Source organism: Caulobacter sp. GW821-FHT12F03 (assembly GCF_058806855.1).
Genome location: NZ_JBXAQC010000003.1, coordinates 276,195 through 293,049, shown reverse-complemented (window position 1 = coordinate 293,049; position 16,855 = coordinate 276,195). Strand labels below are relative to the sequence as shown.

17 protein-coding genes are annotated in these 16,855 nt (G+C 69.7%); 7 read left to right on the top strand and 10 right to left on the bottom strand.

Annotation, left to right across the window (positions count from 1 at the left end):
- Positions 1-48 precede the first annotated feature (48 nt).
- The 5 genes from AC1RN0_RS10065 (at position 49) to hflX (ending at position 6,181) form a co-directional block, all read left to right on the top strand.
- Positions 49-2,277 (top strand): sensor histidine kinase NtrY-like, encoded by a 2,229-nt coding sequence (locus AC1RN0_RS10065; RefSeq protein ID WP_492787304.1) that lies wholly within the window; start codon positions 49-51, stop codon positions 2,275-2,277.
- On the top strand, positions 2,267-3,658 hold the full coding sequence (gene ntrX / locus AC1RN0_RS10060; protein ID WP_492787303.1) for a nitrogen assimilation response regulator NtrX: 1,392 nt from the start codon (positions 2,267-2,269) through the stop codon (positions 3,656-3,658). The genes AC1RN0_RS10065 and ntrX overlap by 11 nt, the downstream gene beginning before the upstream one ends.
- A complete protein-coding gene (locus AC1RN0_RS10055) occupies positions 3,658-4,521 on the top strand; it encodes a D-amino-acid transaminase (protein WP_492787302.1) in 864 nt (287 codons plus the stop codon). The genes ntrX and AC1RN0_RS10055 overlap by 1 nt, the downstream gene beginning before the upstream one ends.
- Positions 4,522-4,610: 89 nt before the next feature.
- On the top strand, positions 4,611-4,868 hold the full coding sequence (hfq, locus tag AC1RN0_RS10050) for an RNA chaperone Hfq (protein ID WP_492787301.1): 258 nt from the start codon (positions 4,611-4,613) through the stop codon (positions 4,866-4,868).
- A complete protein-coding gene (gene hflX / locus AC1RN0_RS10045; protein ID WP_492787300.1) occupies positions 4,865-6,181 on the top strand; it encodes a GTPase HflX in 1,317 nt (438 codons plus the stop codon). The genes hfq and hflX overlap by 4 nt, the downstream gene beginning before the upstream one ends.
- Here the strand turns inward: hflX and mazG are convergent.
- From mazG to AC1RN0_RS10000, 9 genes are all read right to left on the bottom strand, one after another.
- Entirely contained in the window at positions 6,178-6,993 is an 816-nt protein-coding gene (mazG, locus tag AC1RN0_RS10040) for a nucleoside triphosphate pyrophosphohydrolase (RefSeq protein WP_492787299.1), read from the bottom strand. The genes hflX and mazG overlap by 4 nt on opposite strands.
- Complete coding sequence (locus tag AC1RN0_RS10035; protein WP_492787298.1) at positions 6,968-8,401, bottom strand: MFS transporter; 1,434 nt, start codon at positions 8,399-8,401, stop codon at positions 6,968-6,970. Before AC1RN0_RS10035 ends, mazG begins: the two co-directional genes overlap by 26 nt.
- Positions 8,402-8,495: 94 nt before the next feature.
- The gene (locus tag AC1RN0_RS10030; RefSeq protein ID WP_492787297.1) at positions 8,496-9,005 is read right to left on the bottom strand and encodes a hypothetical protein; all 510 of its coding nucleotides are present in this window, start codon (positions 9,003-9,005) and stop codon (positions 8,496-8,498) included.
- A gap of 66 nt (positions 9,006-9,071) precedes the next feature.
- The gene (locus AC1RN0_RS10025) at positions 9,072-10,124 is read right to left on the bottom strand and encodes a zinc-dependent alcohol dehydrogenase family protein (RefSeq protein ID WP_492787296.1); all 1,053 of its coding nucleotides are present in this window, start codon (positions 10,122-10,124) and stop codon (positions 9,072-9,074) included.
- A 94-nt stretch (positions 10,125-10,218) separates the two neighbouring features.
- Positions 10,219-11,022, bottom strand: a complete 804-nt coding sequence (locus tag AC1RN0_RS10020) for an MBL fold metallo-hydrolase (RefSeq protein ID WP_492787295.1) — start codon at positions 11,020-11,022, stop codon at positions 10,219-10,221.
- Positions 11,019-11,798 (bottom strand): TatD family hydrolase, encoded by a 780-nt coding sequence (locus tag AC1RN0_RS10015; RefSeq protein ID WP_492787294.1) that lies wholly within the window; start codon positions 11,796-11,798, stop codon positions 11,019-11,021. The genes AC1RN0_RS10020 and AC1RN0_RS10015 overlap by 4 nt, the downstream gene beginning before the upstream one ends.
- Complete coding sequence (locus AC1RN0_RS10010; RefSeq protein WP_492787293.1) at positions 11,798-12,799, bottom strand: DNA polymerase III subunit delta'; 1,002 nt, start codon at positions 12,797-12,799, stop codon at positions 11,798-11,800. The genes AC1RN0_RS10015 and AC1RN0_RS10010 overlap by 1 nt, the downstream gene beginning before the upstream one ends.
- The gene (tmk, locus tag AC1RN0_RS10005) at positions 12,796-13,425 is read right to left on the bottom strand and encodes a dTMP kinase (RefSeq protein WP_492787292.1); all 630 of its coding nucleotides are present in this window, start codon (positions 13,423-13,425) and stop codon (positions 12,796-12,798) included. Before tmk ends, AC1RN0_RS10010 begins: the two co-directional genes overlap by 4 nt.
- 61 nt (positions 13,426-13,486) lie before the next feature.
- A complete protein-coding gene (locus tag AC1RN0_RS10000; RefSeq protein ID WP_492787291.1) occupies positions 13,487-14,008 on the bottom strand; it encodes a septal ring lytic transglycosylase RlpA family protein in 522 nt (173 codons plus the stop codon).
- A gap of 148 nt (positions 14,009-14,156) precedes the next feature.
- On the opposite strand from AC1RN0_RS10000, the gene AC1RN0_RS09995 reads away from it, so the two are divergent.
- Together AC1RN0_RS09995 and AC1RN0_RS09990 are read left to right on the top strand one after the other, a co-directional pair.
- A complete protein-coding gene (locus AC1RN0_RS09995) occupies positions 14,157-15,392 on the top strand; it encodes a pyridoxal-dependent decarboxylase (RefSeq protein ID WP_492787290.1) in 1,236 nt (411 codons plus the stop codon).
- Between the two features lie 130 nt (positions 15,393-15,522).
- The gene (locus tag AC1RN0_RS09990; protein WP_492787289.1) at positions 15,523-16,329 is read left to right on the top strand and encodes an RT0821/Lpp0805 family surface protein; all 807 of its coding nucleotides are present in this window, start codon (positions 15,523-15,525) and stop codon (positions 16,327-16,329) included.
- On the opposite strand, the gene AC1RN0_RS09985 is transcribed toward AC1RN0_RS09990, so the two are convergent.
- Entirely contained in the window at positions 16,296-16,853 is a 558-nt protein-coding gene (locus tag AC1RN0_RS09985) for an ion channel (protein ID WP_492787288.1), read from the bottom strand. The genes AC1RN0_RS09990 and AC1RN0_RS09985 overlap by 34 nt on opposite strands.
- Between the last annotated feature and the right edge of the window lie 2 nt (positions 16,854-16,855).

Here is a 16,855-nt window from a genome sequence, read left to right as displayed (position 1 = left end):
GCCACATTACTGTTGCAGGAAGGGCGCAGTTCGACCTAGGCTGCGTCCATGAGTTTGTCCGCCTCCGAAACCGCTGCGAGCGGCGAGGCACCGCTGCCGGCGTGGCGGCGGGCGGTCGAGTCCCGCTACGTGGTGGGCGGCGGCTACGCGGTCGCGGCCGCCCTGACGATCACCGGCGCCCTGCTGGTGTCCAGTCCTCCGGCGACCGGCCCGATCGGCCCCGCGGTCACCGCCATGCTGGTGGTGCTGGGGCTCAACCTGATCCTCATCATCGGCCTGGCCCTGCTGGTCGGCCTGCGCGTGGCCCGGCTGCTGCGCGACCGCAACGTCGACGCCGGCGCGCGCCTGCACCTGCGCTTCATGGGCCTGTTCGGCCTGGCCGCCGTGGCCCCGGCGATCATCGTGGCCATCTTCTTCGGCGGCTTCGTGCTCACGGGCGTGGAGACCTGGTTTGGCGACAAGATCAGCACCCTGGTCGAGAACTCCGCCGACACGGCCCGCTCCGTGGTCGCCGAGCAGCAGCTGATCCTGCGGGACAACATGACCCTCGTGGCGGTCGACCTGAACGACGCCTCGCGGGCGCTGGAGACGGCGCCCGTCGCCTACGGCCACTACCTGGCGCAGATCTCCTCCAACACCTTCGCCGCCGTCTATGTGCTCGACCGCGACGGGCGGATCCTGGCGCGGGCCGAGAAGCCGAACGGGCCGGCGTTCGTCGCGCCGCCGCCGTCGAGCTTCAAGGCTGCCGACGAGGGGATCATCACGGCCGAGACCTTCGAGGCCCAGAACGTCATTCGCGGCCTCTATCGCCTGAAGGCCTACCCGGACGCCTACCTCTACGTCGCCCGGCCGGTCGGCACGGGGATCATCAGCCAGCTGCGTGACGCCGAGGCGGCGCTGGTCGCGCTGCGCGAGGCGGCCAACAACCGCGAACGGATCAAGGGCGCCTTCCTGCTGACCTACATCGAGACGGCGCTGCTGGTGCTGGTCGGCGCGGCCTGGCTGGCCATCGCGGCGGCCAACTCGATCGCCGCCCCGGTGGCCCGCCTCGTTCAGGCCGCCGGACGGGTGGCGACCGGCGACCTCAGCGCCCGCGTGGATACGACCGATCAACCTGAAGAAATGGCCGTCTTGTCCCGTGCTTTCAATAGCATGACGCATGATCTTCAGGTCCAGCAGGTCGCCCTGCGGACAGCCAGCCTCGACGCCGAGTCCCGCCGCCAGTTCATCGAGACCGTGCTGCTCGGCGTCAGCGCCGGCGTCATCGGTCTGGACGCCGCCGGCAACCTGTCGGCCGCCAACCACCAGGCCGCCGTGCTGCTGGACGCCGATCCCGACAGCATGACCGGCCAGGCCCTGTCCGTCATCGCGCCGGAACTGGCGGCCGTGGCGCAGCGCGCCGTCGAGATCGGCGGCGAGGCCGAGGAAGAGGTCGACATCGTGCGGGGCGGGGACACCCGCCGTCTGCGCGTGCGCGCCAGCGGCGCGTCCGACGGCGTGGTGCTGACGTTCGACGACATCACCCGGCTGATCACCGCCCAGCGCAACGCCGCCTGGAAGGACGTCGCCCGCCGCATCGCCCACGAGATCAAGAACCCGCTGACCCCGATCCAGCTGTCCGCCGAACGCATCCGCAAGAAGTATCGCGCCGAGATCACCTCGGACGTCGAGACCTTCGACCGCTGCACCGAGACCATCATCCGCCAGGTCGGCGACATCGGCCGGATGGTTGACGAGTTCTCCGCCTTCGCCCGCATGCCGGTGCCGAGGTTCGCCCAGCATGATCCGGCCGAGTTGCTGCGCCAGGCGGTGTTCGCCCAGCGCGTGGCCAGTCCGGAGCTGACCGTCGACATGGACGAGCCGCCCGCCGGCCTCAGCCTGCTCTGCGACGACCGGATGGTCGGCCAGGCCCTGGCCAACATCCTCAAGAACGCCGCCGAGGCGGTGTCCGCCCGCGGCCTGCCGTCGAAGGAGGGCCGCATCTCGGCCGCCCTGGTGCAGGACCTTGCCGGCCTGTCCTTCCGCGTCGAGGACAACGGCGTGGGCCTGCCGTCGCGCGACCGCGACCGGCTGACCGAACCCTATGTGACCACCCGCGAAAAGGGCACGGGCCTCGGCCTGGCCATCGTCAAACGCATTCTCGAGGACCATGGCGGCGACCTGGCGCTGGCCGACGCCGGCACGCTGCCGGGGGCCCGCGTCTGTCTGAACTTCCCCACCGCACGTTCGACGGCCGCGCCCGTAACGGCAAAGAAGGAGACGGCCCATGGCGGCTGATATTCTGGTCGTCGACGACGAGGCGGACATCCGCGAACTCGTCTCCGGCATACTCACGGACGAGGGCTACGCCGTGCGAACGGCGGCCGACTCCGAACAGGCCCTGCTGGCGATCCGCGCCCGCAAGCCGACGCTGGTCGTGCTCGACATCTGGATGCAGGGCGGCGGCATGGACGGGCTGGAGCTGCTCGATCTGGTCAAGGCGCTCGACGGGGACCTGCCGGTCATCATGATCAGCGGCCACGGCAACATCGAGACGGCGGTCAGCGCGATCAAGCGCGGGGCCTACGAGTTCCTCGAGAAGCCGTTCAAGTCGGACCGGCTGCTGCTGATGGTCGAGCGGGCCATCGAGTCGGCCAGCCTGCGCCGCGAGAACCGCCGCCTGCGCACCCAGGCCCTTACGCCAGACGGCCTGATCGGCAAGTCGCTGCCCGCGCAGCAGCTGCGCCAGCTGATCGCCAAGGTCGCCCCGGCCAACAGCCGCGTGCTGATCGCCGGCCCGGCCGGTTCGGGCAAGGAGATGGTCGCCCGCATGATCCATGCGGCCAGTCCGCGGGCCAAGGGGGAGTTCGTCGCCATCAGCGCCGCCGGCATGGCGCCCGAGCGCATGGACCTGGAACTGTTCGGCGAGGAAGGCGAGGGCAGCAAGCCCGGCAAGATCGGCGTGTTTGAACGCGCCCACGCCGGCACCCTCTACCTCGACGAGGTGGCCGACATGCCGCGCGAGACCCAGAGCCGCATCCTGCGGGTGCTGGTCGAACAACGCTTCCGCCGCGTCGGCGGCGACGCGGACGTGCAGGTCGACGTGCGGGTGATCTCGTCCAGCTCCCGCGACCTGCGCGAGGAAATCTCCGCCGGCCGGTTCCGCGAGGATCTGTTCCACCGGCTGAACGTCGTGCCGATCCGGGTGCCCGGCCTGGCCGAACGCCGCGACGACGTGCCGGAAATGGTCAACTACTTCATCGACCGCATCGCCGAGGCCACCGGCCTGCCGCGCCGGCGGCTCGGCGAGGACGCCATCGCCACGCTGCAGGTCCACGACTGGCCGGGCAACGTCCGGCAGCTGCGCAACAACGTCGAGCGGATGATGATCCTGGCCTCGGGCGATCCCAACGAGCCGATCACCGCCGACATGCTGCCGGCCGAGACGCCCAGCGCCTCGCAGAACGGCTCCATCGGCACCGAGCGGATCATCGCCCTGCCGCTGCGCGAGGCGCGCGAGCTGTTCGAGCGCGAGTATCTCAACGCCCAGATCCTGCGCTTCGGCGGCAATATCTCGCGCACCGCCGCCTTCATCGGCATGGAGCGGTCGGCGCTGCACAGGAAGCTGAAGTCGCTGGGTCTGGCCGGGGCGCGGGCCAGTGAAGAGGTCGAGGACTGATGTCACGCTGGGCTTATGTGAACCACCGCTTCGTTCGTCACGGCGAGGCGGCCGTCCATATCGAGGATCGCGGCTACCAGCTGGCCGACGGGATCTATGAGGTCTGGGCCGTGTTCGGGGGCCGGCTGGTGGATTCCGACGGGCATTTCGAGCGGCTGGAACGCAGTCTCGGCGAGCTGGGCATCGTCCGGCCGATGAGCCGCAAGGCGCTGGAGCTGGTGCTGCGCGAAGCTATCCGGCGCAACCGGGTCAGGCACGGCCTGGTCTATCTGCAGGTCACCCGCGGCGTCGCCCGGCGCGACCACGCCTTTCCCGACCCCGCGCCGCCGCCCGCCATCGTCATCACCGCCAAGTCGACCGACGCCGCGGCGGCCGAAGCCCGCGCGGCCAGGGGCATCTCGGTGATCACCACGCCGGAGAACCGCTGGGGCCGCTGCGACATCAAGACCATCGGCCTGCTGCCCAACGCCATGGCCAAGACGGCCGCGCGCGACCAGGGCGCGGGCGAGGCCTGGTTCGTCGACGCCGACGGCCTGGTGACCGAGGGCGCCTCGAGCAACGCCTGGATCGTCGACGCCGAAGGGGTGCTGCGCACCCGCGACCTCACGGCCAACATCCTGCGGGGCGTGACGCGCAAGAGCGTTCTGGGCCTGCTGGGCGAGGTCAATGTTCGCCTCGATGAGCGCGCCTTCACGCCGGAAGAGGCCCGCAACGCGCGCGAGGCCTTCATCACCGGCGCCGGGGCCCTGGTCCTGCCGGTGGTGGCCATCGACGGATCGCCGATCGGGACAGGCAAACCGGGCCCGGTGGCGCAACGGCTTCGGGCGCTCTATATCGAGAATGCCCAGGCTTCGAACAGTTGACGGTTTGAGACCTCGCCAGAGGTTGCCGCCAGCGTCAGCCCGGGCCTAGATCAACTGATGTGTGTGGAGGGCCTGTTGCCTTCCGACCAATGAGGGGAACCCCCGTGACCGAGAAAAAACAGAACCTGCAGGACACCTTCCTCAACAGCGTTCGCAAGTCCAAGACGCCCCTGACCATCTTCCTCGTGAACGGCGTGAAGCTGCAGGGCGTCGTCAGCTGGTTCGACAATTTCTGCGTGCTGCTGCGCCGCGACGGCCAGTCGCAACTGGTGTACAAGCACGCGATCTCGACGATCATGCCCGCGCAGCCGGTTCAGCTGTACGAACCCTCCGACCAAGACGATTGACCCAACTCATAGATCATGAAGACCCCGTCCAACGGGCGCTGGTTCTTCACCCCGTTCGGCCCCAGCAGGCCCACAACCGCGATCCCCAGGCCCGGCTTGAGGAAGCGACCGGGCTCGCCCTGGCGCTCGACCTCGACGTGGTCGAATCGCGGATCGTGCCCCTGCGCGAGCGCTCGCCCGCGACCCTGTTCGGCAAGGGCAAGGTCGAGGAACTGCGGCTGCTCTGCGAGGTCGAGACCATCGACGTGGTGGTGGTCGACGACGCCCTGTCGCCGGTGCAGCAGCGCAATCTCGAGAAGGCCTGGAACGCCAAGGTCGTCGACCGCAGCGGCGTGATCCTCGAGATCTTCGGCCGGCGGGCGCGCACAAAGGAAGGCGTGCTGCAGGTCGAGCTGGCGCGGCTGGAATACGAGAAGTCCCGCCTCGTCCGCACCTGGACCCACCTGGAACGCCAGCGCGGCGGCACGGGCAGCACCGGCGGCCCCGGCGAAACCCAGATCGAGCTCGACCGGCGCCAGATCGCCGACCGCATCATCAGGATGAAGAAGGACCTCGTCGAGGTCCGCCGCACGCGCGCCCTGCACCGCACCCAGCGCAAGAAGACGCCGTTCCCGACCATCGCCCTGGTCGGCTACACCAACGCCGGCAAGTCGACGCTGTTCAACAAGATCACCGCCGGCGGGGTGGTGGCCAAGGACATGCTGTTCGCGACGCTCGACCCGACCCTGCGCAATGTGAAGCTGCCGGACGGCCGCCCGGCGATCCTGTCCGACACCGTGGGCTTCATCTCCGACCTGCCGCACGAGCTGATCGAGTCGTTCCGCGCCACCCTCGAGGAGGTGCAGGAGGCCGACGTGATCCTGCATGTCCGCGACATCGCCAATCCCGACACCCAGGCCCAGAAGCGTGACGTCGAGAAGGTGCTGGCCGAGCTGGGCGTCACGCCCGAGTCCGGCCGCAAGCTGGTCGAGGTGTGGAACAAGGCCGACCTGCTCGACGCGGACGCCCGCGACGAGGCCGAAGGCGCCGCGCGCCGCGTCGGCGCGATGCTGGTCTCCTCGATCACCGGCGAGGGCTGCGAGGCCCTGCTCAACAAGCTCGCCGAGATGGTCGACGAGACGCCCGAGATCGACGTCCGGCTGTCGGTCAACGCCGGCGAAGCCCTGGCCTGGCTCTACCGCCATGGCCGCGTCGTCGGTCGCCACGACAGCGGGGAAGGGGACCTGCACCTGCGAGTCCGCCTCGACGGCCAGGCGCTGGGCCGGTTCGAGCGCATGTTCCCCGACGCGACCGTTTCGGAAGCGGCCAGCTAGCCGCGTTTTTCAGCCGCCTTGGCCTCGTCCCAGAGGGCGTCCATCTCGGCCAGGTCCGACATCTCCGGCGTCTTCCCACGCTCCGCCAGCGCCGCCTCGATGAAGCCGAACCGGCGGACGAACTTGGCGTTGGTGGCGCGCAGCGCGTCCTCGGGCTCGATGTCGAGGGTGCGGGCCAGGTTGGCGATGACGAACAGCACGTCGCCCAGTTCGCCGCGCAGCCTGTCGAGATCGCCGCCGGCCACTTCCGCCTTCAGCTCGGCGACCTCCTCGTCGAGCTTGTCGAGCACCTCGTTGACGCTCGGCCAGACGAAGCCGACCCGGGCCGCGCGCTTTGACAGCTTCACCGCGCGGGTGAGGGCGGGGAGGCCGACCGGCACGTCGTCGAGGATGCCGTGGCGCGCCTTGCCGGCCCGCTCCTGCTGCTTGAGCGCTTCCCAGGCGACGGTCTGCTCGCCCGCGGTACGGTGGCTTTCGTCGCCGAACACGTGCGGGTGGCGGCGGATCATCTTGTCGCTGATCGCGGCTGCCACGTCGGCGAAGTCGAACGCGCCCTGTTCGCTGGCCATGCGGGCGTGGAAGACGACCTGGAACAGCAGGTCGCCCAGCTCTTCCTTCAGGTCCGTCAGGTCGTTCCGCTCGATCGCGTCGGCGACCTCATAGGCCTCCTCGACCGTATAGGGGGCGATGGTCGCGAAGGTCTGCTCCAGATCCCAGGCGCACCCGCCGACCGGGTCGCGCAGGCGGTCCATGATCTCCAGCAGGCGGAAGAGGGGGTGTCCGGCCTCAGGTGACGACGGGGTTTGCGACATTGGGTTCAGTCCCCGCGACATCTTCCGGAACGACGGGCGGCAGCGCGCCGTCCTTCTCGCCGAGCTGGCGGAGAATCTCCGCGTGCCTCGTCTCCGTCAGGGGATAGCCGATCATCACCGCCGCCGCCAACAGCCCCACGATCCCGGGCACGAAGGCGTACAGCGCCTGCAGGCCCATCATCGATAGCGGCGTGCTGTTGGCGGCTGTATGGGCGTCGAAGCCGAGGGCGCCGAGCAGGATCAGGCTGGTGACGGCCAGGGCCGAGCCGATCTTCACGGTGCCGGTCAGGATGGCGAACAGCAGGCCCGTGCGGTCGACGCCGGTCATCAGACGCTCCTCGTCGCCGTAGTCGGCCATCATCGAGCGCAGCAGCAGGGCGCCGGCGGAGTAGGGGATGCCGGCCGCGATCAGGAACGGCGTCGCCAGCCAGAAGTTGCCCGCCGGCAGGAAGACCACGCCGAACTGGACGGCGGCATAGGTGACGCAGGAAGCGATCAACGCCTTCGACTTGCCGGTCCGCCGGGCCAGGCGGGTCCAGATCATCGCGCCGAAGATGGCGGCGACGAAATAGATCAGCAGCAGGGCCGAGGATTCCAGGAAGCTGAACTGCTTGACGCGGATGAAGTAGAAAAAGAACAGCGTGCCGGCGATGCCCGGAGCCAGCCCCGTCGCCAGATCGGCGGCCAGAATGCGGATCACCGTCGGTCGCGCCAGCAGCCGGAAATAGTCGGCCAGCGTCGCGTGGCCCGAGACGGTCTCGCCGGCGCTGTTCACCGCCGTGCTCTCGACGGGCCTGGGCTCCGGCACGCGCCAGAGCGCGAGCAGCATCATCACGGGCAGCAGAAGGACGATGAACCAGCCCTGGCCATGCAGGATGCCCTCCTGGCCGATGCCCTTGCTGATCAGGCTCAGGACCAGCGGCATGGCGAGGATCATGATCATCCCGACCACGTTGCCCGTCTGCCAGAAGCCGTAGATGCGCGACCGCTCGTGGTAGTCGGTGGTCAGCTTGGCCGCCCAGGACGTATGGGACAGCACGCCAATCGAGTAGCCGCCGTAGACGACGATCAGCCACAGCCAGAGATAGCCGGTCGTGACCCCGGGCCTGGCCATGAACAGCATGTAGACGGCCAGCATCAGGATCGGGGCGCTGATCGCCATCCAGCCCTTGAAGCGGCCGAAGGACCAGCGTGTGCGGTCCAGGATCGTGCCGAAGATCGGGTCGAATCCGATGTCGACCAGACGCACCAGCGTGAAGGCCAGACCGACCGCGGCGACGTCGAGGCCGAGCGTTTCCGAATAGTAGTGGGGGAGGCTGATCGTCAGCGGCAGGCCGAAGGCCGCGAGGGGCAGGCAGGGGGCGGCGAACGCCGCGAGCGTCAGGGTGGATCGTCGGCCGCCGGCCATGTCGCCTCACTAATACGGGTCGGCGTTATGAGTAATCGCCGTTCACGGAAGAGAGCCCGCGAACGGCGACGACGCAAGTGAAAGCTGGTCCGATCTACCGTTCGGCGACGAGCGAGCCGGCGACCAGCTGGCGACCGAAGCGGTCGAAGGTGGTCTGGGCGTCCGACCAGGTGCCGGCGCTCTGGGCCCAGCGGATGTCGGTCTCGTACCAGCGGTAGCTGACGGGAACGGTCTGGCCGTCCGGGGTGGTCAGCACGCCCGTGACCCTGGCGCCGCCGAGCCCGAAGCTCTCGTACGACAGGCCCGGGGTGGCGCTCATCTCGCGCATGGTCGGCCGGTTGGGGACGGCGTCCTCGATGACCAGGTCGAGCGTGCCGCCCGACGGCGTGAGCCCGCCCTGGCGGTTGATCGCCTGGATGACCGAGTCCCGCAGGTCGGTCGCCAGGTAGTCCAGCTCGCGCTGCCCGTACTTGTCGGCCTTGTCCTGCAGCGCGGGGCCAATGGCCACGTGAACCTCGGCGACCGGGCCGAGGGGGGCGGCCTGGACCGCGAAAGCGGCGGCCGTCGCCGCCAGGGTGGTGGTCAGTAGGGTGGCCAGACGCATGGGTCTTCTCCGCGATAAGTCACAGTGTCCCTCAGGAACCGAAGATAGGGACGAATGACCGCGGCGTCACGCGTTCCGCGCGATATCGCCTGCGAGACTCTCGCCGGCCACATGGATGACCACCTTGCCGACATGGGCGGCGGCCTGCAGGTGCTCGAAGGCCTGGCGGGCCTCGTCGAAGGCGAACACCCGGTCGATCACCGGGTGGATGCCGGCGGCGCTGACCGCGCGGACCAGATCCTCCAGCGCGGCGCGGTCGCCGACCCCGATCGAGCGGACCGTCGCGCCGCTGTTCTTGAGCTGGAAGTAGTCGAGGCCGGGATTGTCGGTGCTCAGGAAGCCGATCAGCACGACCTCGCCGCCCCAGCGCACGGCGGCCAGCGACTCGCCGACCGTGCCCGCGCCGCCGACCTCGACGACGCAGTCGACGCCCGCGCCGCCGGTCAGGGTCTTTCGGATGTGGCGGCCCCAGGCCGGCGTCTCGACGTAGTTGACCACATGATCGGCGCCCAGCGCCTTCAGCCGCCCGGCCTTGGCGGCGCTGGACGTGGTGCTGATCACGGTCGCGCCGAGCGCCTTGGCCAGCTGCAGCGCGAAGATCGACACGCCGCCCGTGCCGAGCGTCAGCACCGTCTGGCCGGCGCGGATCGGGGTCTGGCCGGAGAGGGCGGTCCAGGCCGTGGTGGCGGCGCAGGGCAGGGTCGCCCCTTCCGCGAACGTCAGGCCGCCCGGCAGGGCGACCAGCGCCTCCTGGGACACGACACGGAATTCGCTCAGCCAGCCGTCCTGGCCGGCGCCGTAGCTGTCGCGGCTCAGGGTCCGCGGCGGTCGGCCGCCAAACCAGCGCGGGTGAAACGTGCTGATGACCCGGTCGCCGGGTTTCCAGGCGGACACGCCGTCGCCACAGGCGACGATTTCGCCGGCGGCGTCGCTGCAGGGGATGAGGCCGGCCGTCGCCGGACCGATGTAGCGGCCGAGCGCCAGCGCCAGATCGCGGTAGTTCAGCGCCACGCTGTGGACCCTGACCAGCACTTCGCCGCGCTGGGGCGTCGGCATCGGTTCGTCATGCAGCCGCAGGCCGTCCAGGCCGTCCAGGGTGTCGAAACGATAGGTCTTCATGGGGTCGGGTCCGGTCAGCGGCGGATGGATCGATATTGCGCCTAAGGAATATTATCGGAAATATGGGATAGACGTCAGGGCCGGCGCGGCCGTTTTATAGCCCGACCTCGAGAGTCATGCCGTCGTACGCCGGTTCCACACCATGCGGAAGTTCGGCCAGCAAAGCCCTGTAATCCATATCGATATGCATGTTGGTCAGGATGGCGCGGCGCGGCTTCACGCGTGCGATCCACTTCAGGGTCTGCTCCAGATGCGCGTGCGTCGGATGCGGCGTGTGGCGCAGCGCGTCGACGATCCAGGTGTCGACCCCGGCCAGCGCCTCGAACGCGGCCTCCGGCAGTCCGTTGACGTCCGGCGAATAGGCCACGGGCCCGCAGCGATAGCCGACGCAGCGGATGTGGCCGTGTTCCTGGTCGAAGGTGTTGACCGGAATGGCCCCGGACGGTCCGTCGACGCTGAAGGCCTGGCCGTACGGCGGCAGCGGCACGGCGTTGAGGATGGCCGGATAACCGCCCGTATTTTCAAAGATATATCCGAAACGCTTCAACAGAACGTCACGCGTCGGCGCGTCCATCCACGCCGGGATCCGCGCCCGCTGGCGCAGGAAGAAGGCCCGCACGTCGTCGATGCCGTGCACCTGGTCGGCGTGGTCGTGGGTGAACAGGATGCCGTCGATGCGCTGGACCCGCGCGGCGATCAGCTGCTCGCGCAGGTCCGGCGAGGTGTCGATCAGCACCGTGGTCTGCGCACCCTCCCCCTTGCGGCGCAGCAGCAGGCCGCAGCGGGTGCGGCGGTTGCGCGGCTCGGCCGGGTCGCAGACGCCCCAGTCGCCGTCGGCCCGCGGCACGCCGCCGGACGAGCCGCTGCCGAGGATGGTCACCTCCAGCACGCCGCTCATGGCCTGGGAATCCGGTCGAACAGGGCGAAGAAGGCGTCCTCGGTGCGCTGCTCGGCGTCTTCCGGCGTCCAGCCGCGGATTTCCGCAAGCTTGGCCAGCACATGCGGCAGGAAAGCCGGCTCGTTGCGGCGGCCGCGCATGGGCACGGGCGCGAGATAGGGACAGTCCGTCTCGACGATGATCCGGTCGGCCGGCATGTCGGCGATGATGTCGCGCACCTCCTGGGCCGCCTTGAAGGTGGCGATGCCCGACACCGAGAACCACGATCCCAGCGCCGCGGCCCGCCGCGCCAGCTCGGGGCCGCTGGTGTAGCAGTGCATCAGCAGGCGGAACGGCCCGGCGGCGTGTTCCTCCTCGAGGATCTGCGCCATCACGTCGTCGGCCTCGCGGGTGTGCACGACCAGCGGCAGGCCGGTTTCGCGCGCCGCGATGCAGTGCTGGCGGAACACGGCGGCCTGCACCTCGCGCGGGCTGAGGTCGTAGTGGAAGTCGAGGCCGCATTCGCCGATGCCGACCACCTTCGGCCGCTCGGCCAGCCGGATGAGGACATCGGCCTTAAGGTCCGGATTTTCCTTGGCTTCGTGCGGATGGGTTCCGACGGTCGCCCAGATGTCCGGGTTGGACTCGGCCACCGCGTAGGTCACGTCAAACGTCGAGACCTTGTCGCTGATGTTGACCATCAGGCCGATGCCGGCGGCGCGGGCGCGGTCGATCACCGCCTGGCGATCCTCGGCGAACTGCGGCGCGTGCAGATTGACGTGGCTGTCGATCAGCATCAGGCGGCCGCCGCGGCGCGCAGTTCGCGCATGGCCGTCCAGAAGGCGTCGGCGCGGTCGAGGTTCACGCCCTCGGTCTGGTACGGCAGCACCCGCAGCCGCTCCCAGGCCAGCACCCAGCGGTCGAGCCCCTCGCCCACGCCGGCCATCGCCTGGGTCGTGGCCATGGTGTGAATCTGCGCCGACAGCCGGTCGAACAGCAGGTCGAACCGCCCCTGCCCCTCCGGACCGCGGAAGCTGTCGGCCAGCACCATCAGCGCGCCTTCATCGAGCCGCGGCAGGTTGCGCAGGATCTCGTGCGCCGCGTCGTCGGCGCCGAGGGCGTCGGCCGCCGCCAGCCGCAGGGCCAGACCCGGCGCGCCGCCGGCCATATGCGCCAGCCGCGCGGCCTGGTCGTGGGTCAGGTCGCTCTGCGCGGTGAGGAAGTCGACCGTCATCGCCTCGCCGGGAGCCGTGAAGGCCAGCCGACGGCAGCGCGAGCGGATGGTCGGCAGCAGCCGGCCCGGCGCGTGGCTGACGAGGAAGATCACCCCGCGCGGCGGCGGCTCCTCCAGCGTCTTGAGAATGGCGTTGGCGGCGTTGACGTTCAGGTCGTCGGCCGCGTCGATGATGGCCACGCGAAACGGGGAGACAGCCGGGGTCTGGGAGAAGAACTCCGGCAGGCGGCGCGCCTCGTCGACCGGGATCACCTTGCGCAGCTTGCCGTCCTCGCCGACGCGCTCCAGCACCATCAGGTCGGGATGCGAGCGCGCCGAGACCTGGCGCACGACCGGATCGGAGCCCAGCGAGCCTAGGACGCCGTTGGCCGGATCAGGCCTGGCGCCGAGCAGCCGCCTCGCCGCGCGGAAGGCGAAGGTCGCCTTGCCCACGCCTTCGGGGCCGGTCAGCAGCCAGGCGTGATGCAGCCGTCCGCGATTGATCGCGTCTAGGAAGGCGTTTTCCTGCTCTTCCGCGCCGTCGAGCCGGAAGGCGTCGCGCGGATGGACGGGCTCGGCGCTCATCGGCCCAGCCGGTCGGTCACGGCGGTCCAGACCAGGGCGGCGACCTCGTCCTCGGTCCCCGAGGCGTCGATGACCACGCAGCGCCCGGGCTCGGCCCTGGCGATCTCCAGGTAGGCCGCGCGCAGCCGGGTGTGGAAGTCGAAGTCCTTGGTCTCGAACCGCACCTCGAACATGTCGCGGCCGAAGGCGCGCTCCAGGCCGATCTCGGGCGGCAGGTCGAACACCAGGGTCAGGTCCGGCCGGTTGTCGCCGACGACGGCCCGCTCGACCGTGGCGATGAAATCGGCCGGCACGCCGCCGCCGGCGCCCTGGTAGGCGCGGGTCGAGTCGGCGAAACGGTCGCAGACCACCCATTCGCCCAGTTCAAGCGCCGGCACGATGGTCCGCTCCAGATGGTCGCGCCGCGCGGCGTTCATCATCAGGGTTTCGGACATCGGCGACCAGCGGTCGGCCTTGCCCTCGACCAGCAGGCTGCGCAGCGCCTCGGCCCCGTCGGAACCGCCCGGCTCGCGGGTGCGGATGGCCGTTCGGCCCTCGGCCATGAGCCGGGCCGTGAGGGTGCGGGACTGGGTCGATTTCCCGGTCCCCTCCCCGCCTTCGAAGGTGATGAATTTTCCGCGCGCCACGACGCTCTCAATCGGACGGAACGGGCGCGATGTCCAGAATGAGCGGGCTTTGAGCTGTGGACTATCTGGCCGGCGGCGCCGGGCCGAGATAGCGCACCCGCACCCGGGCCACGCCCTTGCGCGCGATGCCCAGCTGCTCGGCGGCGGCCTTGGACAGGTCGATGATCCGCCCGTCGACGAACGGACCCCGGTCGTTGACCCGCACGCGGATCTTGCGCCCGGTCTCCAGGTCGGTGACCTCGACGATGCAGGGCAGCGGCAGCGTCTTGTGGGCGGCCGAGGGGACGTCCATGTCGAACGTCTCGCCGTTGGCGGTGTTGCGGTTGTGGAACTGCTCGCCGTACCAGCTGGCGAGGCCCTTCTGGTCATAGTCCGGGTCGTAGCGTGGCGTGTACCAGACCCCCCGCACCTGGTAGGGCTTCATGGTCCCCGGAACCCGTCCGCCCGGGGCGGTGCGTTGCGGTGGTCCTGACGGCTCCGGGCCGCGGACGGCGTAGCGCGGCGAGGCGCAGGCGGCCAGGGCCAGGCAGGCCAGCAGCACCGCCAGCGCGCCCGTCGACAGTCTTTGGCGTGAGGCGGTCATGGCCCCTCCCCGGTTCATTGACCGTCAGACTGATGCAAAGGGTTTTCAGCGTGGTTAAGAGCGCGAAAACCCTGTTCGGGCGCGAGAACCGCTCGACGCGGCCGGCCGGCAGGCTAGGCTGGGCGAAAGACCAGGGACGGAAACACCAATGAGCCAGTCACTCCCCGAGCACGGCGCCGCGTGGGCGGAAACCCGCGCCAGGATGCTGGAGATGGCCGCCGGCGATGTGAAATGGCGCGACGGCAAGGCCGCCGTCTACGTGTTCAACGCCGGGGTGGACGTCGAACGGGTCCAGAAGGAGGCCTACGCGATGTTCGCCTCCGAGAACGGCCTCGGCCCCGCGGCCTTCCCCAGCCTGGCGCGCATGGAGCGCGAGGTGGTGGCGGGCGGCCTCGCCCTGTTGCACGGACCGGAGGGCGCGGCCGGGTCGATGACCAGCGGCGGCACCGATTCCATCCTGATGGCGGTGAAGGCCGCCCGCGACTACGCCCGCAAGGTCCGCGGCGTGACCGGACCGCTCAACCTGGTGCTGCCCTTCTCCGCCCACCCGGCCTTCGACAAGGCCTGCCGGGTGATGGAGATCGAGGTGCGCCGCACGGCGCTGAAGGACTATCTCGCCGACCCGGTCGCCATGGAGGCGGCGGTCGATGACGCCACGATCATGATCGTCGGCTCGGCGCCCTGCTTTCCCTACGGCCTGATCGATCCGATCGAGGCCCTCGGCGCGCTGGCCGGGCGGCGCGACCTGTGGCTGCACGTGGACGCCTGCGTCGGCGGCTATATCGCCCCGTTCGTGCGGATGAACGGCGCGGACATCCCGCCGTTCGACTTCCAGGTCCCCGGCGTGCGGTCGATGTCGGCCGACCTGCACAAGTACGGCTACTGCGCCAAGGGGGCCTCGACGGTGTTCTTCCGGTCAGAGGACCTGAAGAAGCACATGATCTTCGAGGTCGGCGACTGGCCGGCGGGCAAGATGACCACCCCGACCCTGGCCGGCACGCGCCCCGGCGGCGCCATCGCCGCGGCCTGGGCGGTTATGAACGTGCTCGGGGTCGACGGCTACCGCGACAAGCACGGCCAGGTGACCAAGGCGCGCGAGATCATCGAGGCCGGGGTCAAGGCGCGGGGCTTCACTGTCATCGGCGCGCCGAAGCTCGGCATCCTCGCCTTCACCCGCGACGACGTCGACTGCATGGCCATCCTCGGCAAGCTGTACGAACGCGGCTGGGTGACCAGCGCAACCAGCCAGCCGCGCGGGCTGCATCTGATGCTGTCGCCGGTCCATCTGTCTGTGGCGGAACAATATCTGTCGGATCTCGACTGGGCCACGGACGCGGCGCGCGGAAAGAGCGGCGCGACGGCGGCGGTGGGCTACGCGCGGTAGCGCGCGGCGCGGTTGACGTGGGTCAAGGCGTCTGCCCGTTTCGGGGATCAGGCTCTGGTTGTGGCCGCCCCGCCGCACAAGCCCGATCAACGGATCCAGGCGCGTGACGGGACGGCCTCAGGAGCCGATCATGAAACCTGTCCTCACATCCGCCCTTGTCCTGGCGCTCGTCGCCGGCGGCTCGGCCGCCGTGGCGCAGCCGGCCCATCCCGACCGGGACCGGCCGGATTTCAAGGGCCGCGGGCCGTCTCACGACTACCGCCCCGGTGGTCCGCGCTGGTCGCGCGGCGATCGCCTGCCGCCGGAGTACCGGCAGAACCAGCACTACGCCCAGGACTGGCGCCAGCGCGGACTGCGTCAGCCGCCGCGTGGCTATCGCTGGTACAGCTACGGCGACAACAATTACATCCTTGCGGCCATCGCCACCGGCCTGGTGCTTGAGACCGTCTATCGCGATGACCGCGACCGGACCTGGGATCAGCGCTACTCGCGTCGCTACACCTACAACGACGACATCTACTATCGGGAATGCCGCAACTCGGCCGATCCCGGCGGCGTGCTGCTCGGGGCGCTGATCGGCGGCCTGATCGGAAACGCCGCGGGCGGCGACCACAATCGCGGCGCCACGGTGGCCGGGGTCATCATCGGCGGGGCCGTCGGCGCGAAACTGACCAGCAATCTCGACTGCGCCGACCGCAGCTACGCCTATCGCAGCTACTATGACGGCTTCAATTCCGGCCGTCCGGGAAGCCGCTACAGCTGGCGCAATCCGGCCAACGACCATCGCGGCGATGTGGTGATCGGCAACTATTACCAGGATCGCGCCGGCTTCCGCTGCACGACCTTCACCCAGCGGATCTATATCCAGGGCCGGCCGCAGACCGCGACGGGCCGGGCCTGCCGTCAGCCCGACGGCAGTTGGGCCGTGGTCGACTGATCCCCGGCGTCCTGCCGGTCGGCGGCGTTCGCGCCGACGGCCGGCGGGGCGGCGCGTGGCCTCCGCGGCTCCAGCCAGTTGTGCTCGAGCAGCCGCAGCCGACCGGTCACCGAGAACAGGAAGGCGGTCGACCACGCGATCAGGATCACGCCGTTGGCCGCCTCGATCGCGCTCAGCATACGCCAGGTCACCGGCAGGACCACGTCGCCATAGCCCACCGCGACGAAGGTCACGGTCGAGAAGTACAGCGCCGGCTCAAGCGACGGCAGGGCGTGCAGCGCCAGGTACAGCATGGCGTAGAGCCAGATCTGCACCGTGTGCAGCGCGAAGATTCCGAACACCACCATCAGCACCAGCATCGCCTGGCCGGTGTGGCTCCGGTCCGCCCGCAGCCGGTGGCCGGTATGGCCCATGATCCGCAACAGCAGGATCAGCCCCCAGAAGTGGATCAGCACCGTCACCCCGACCATCGCGGTGGCCAGGATCAGGTTCTGCAGCAGACCGACGTGAGTGGGGTTCATCATGC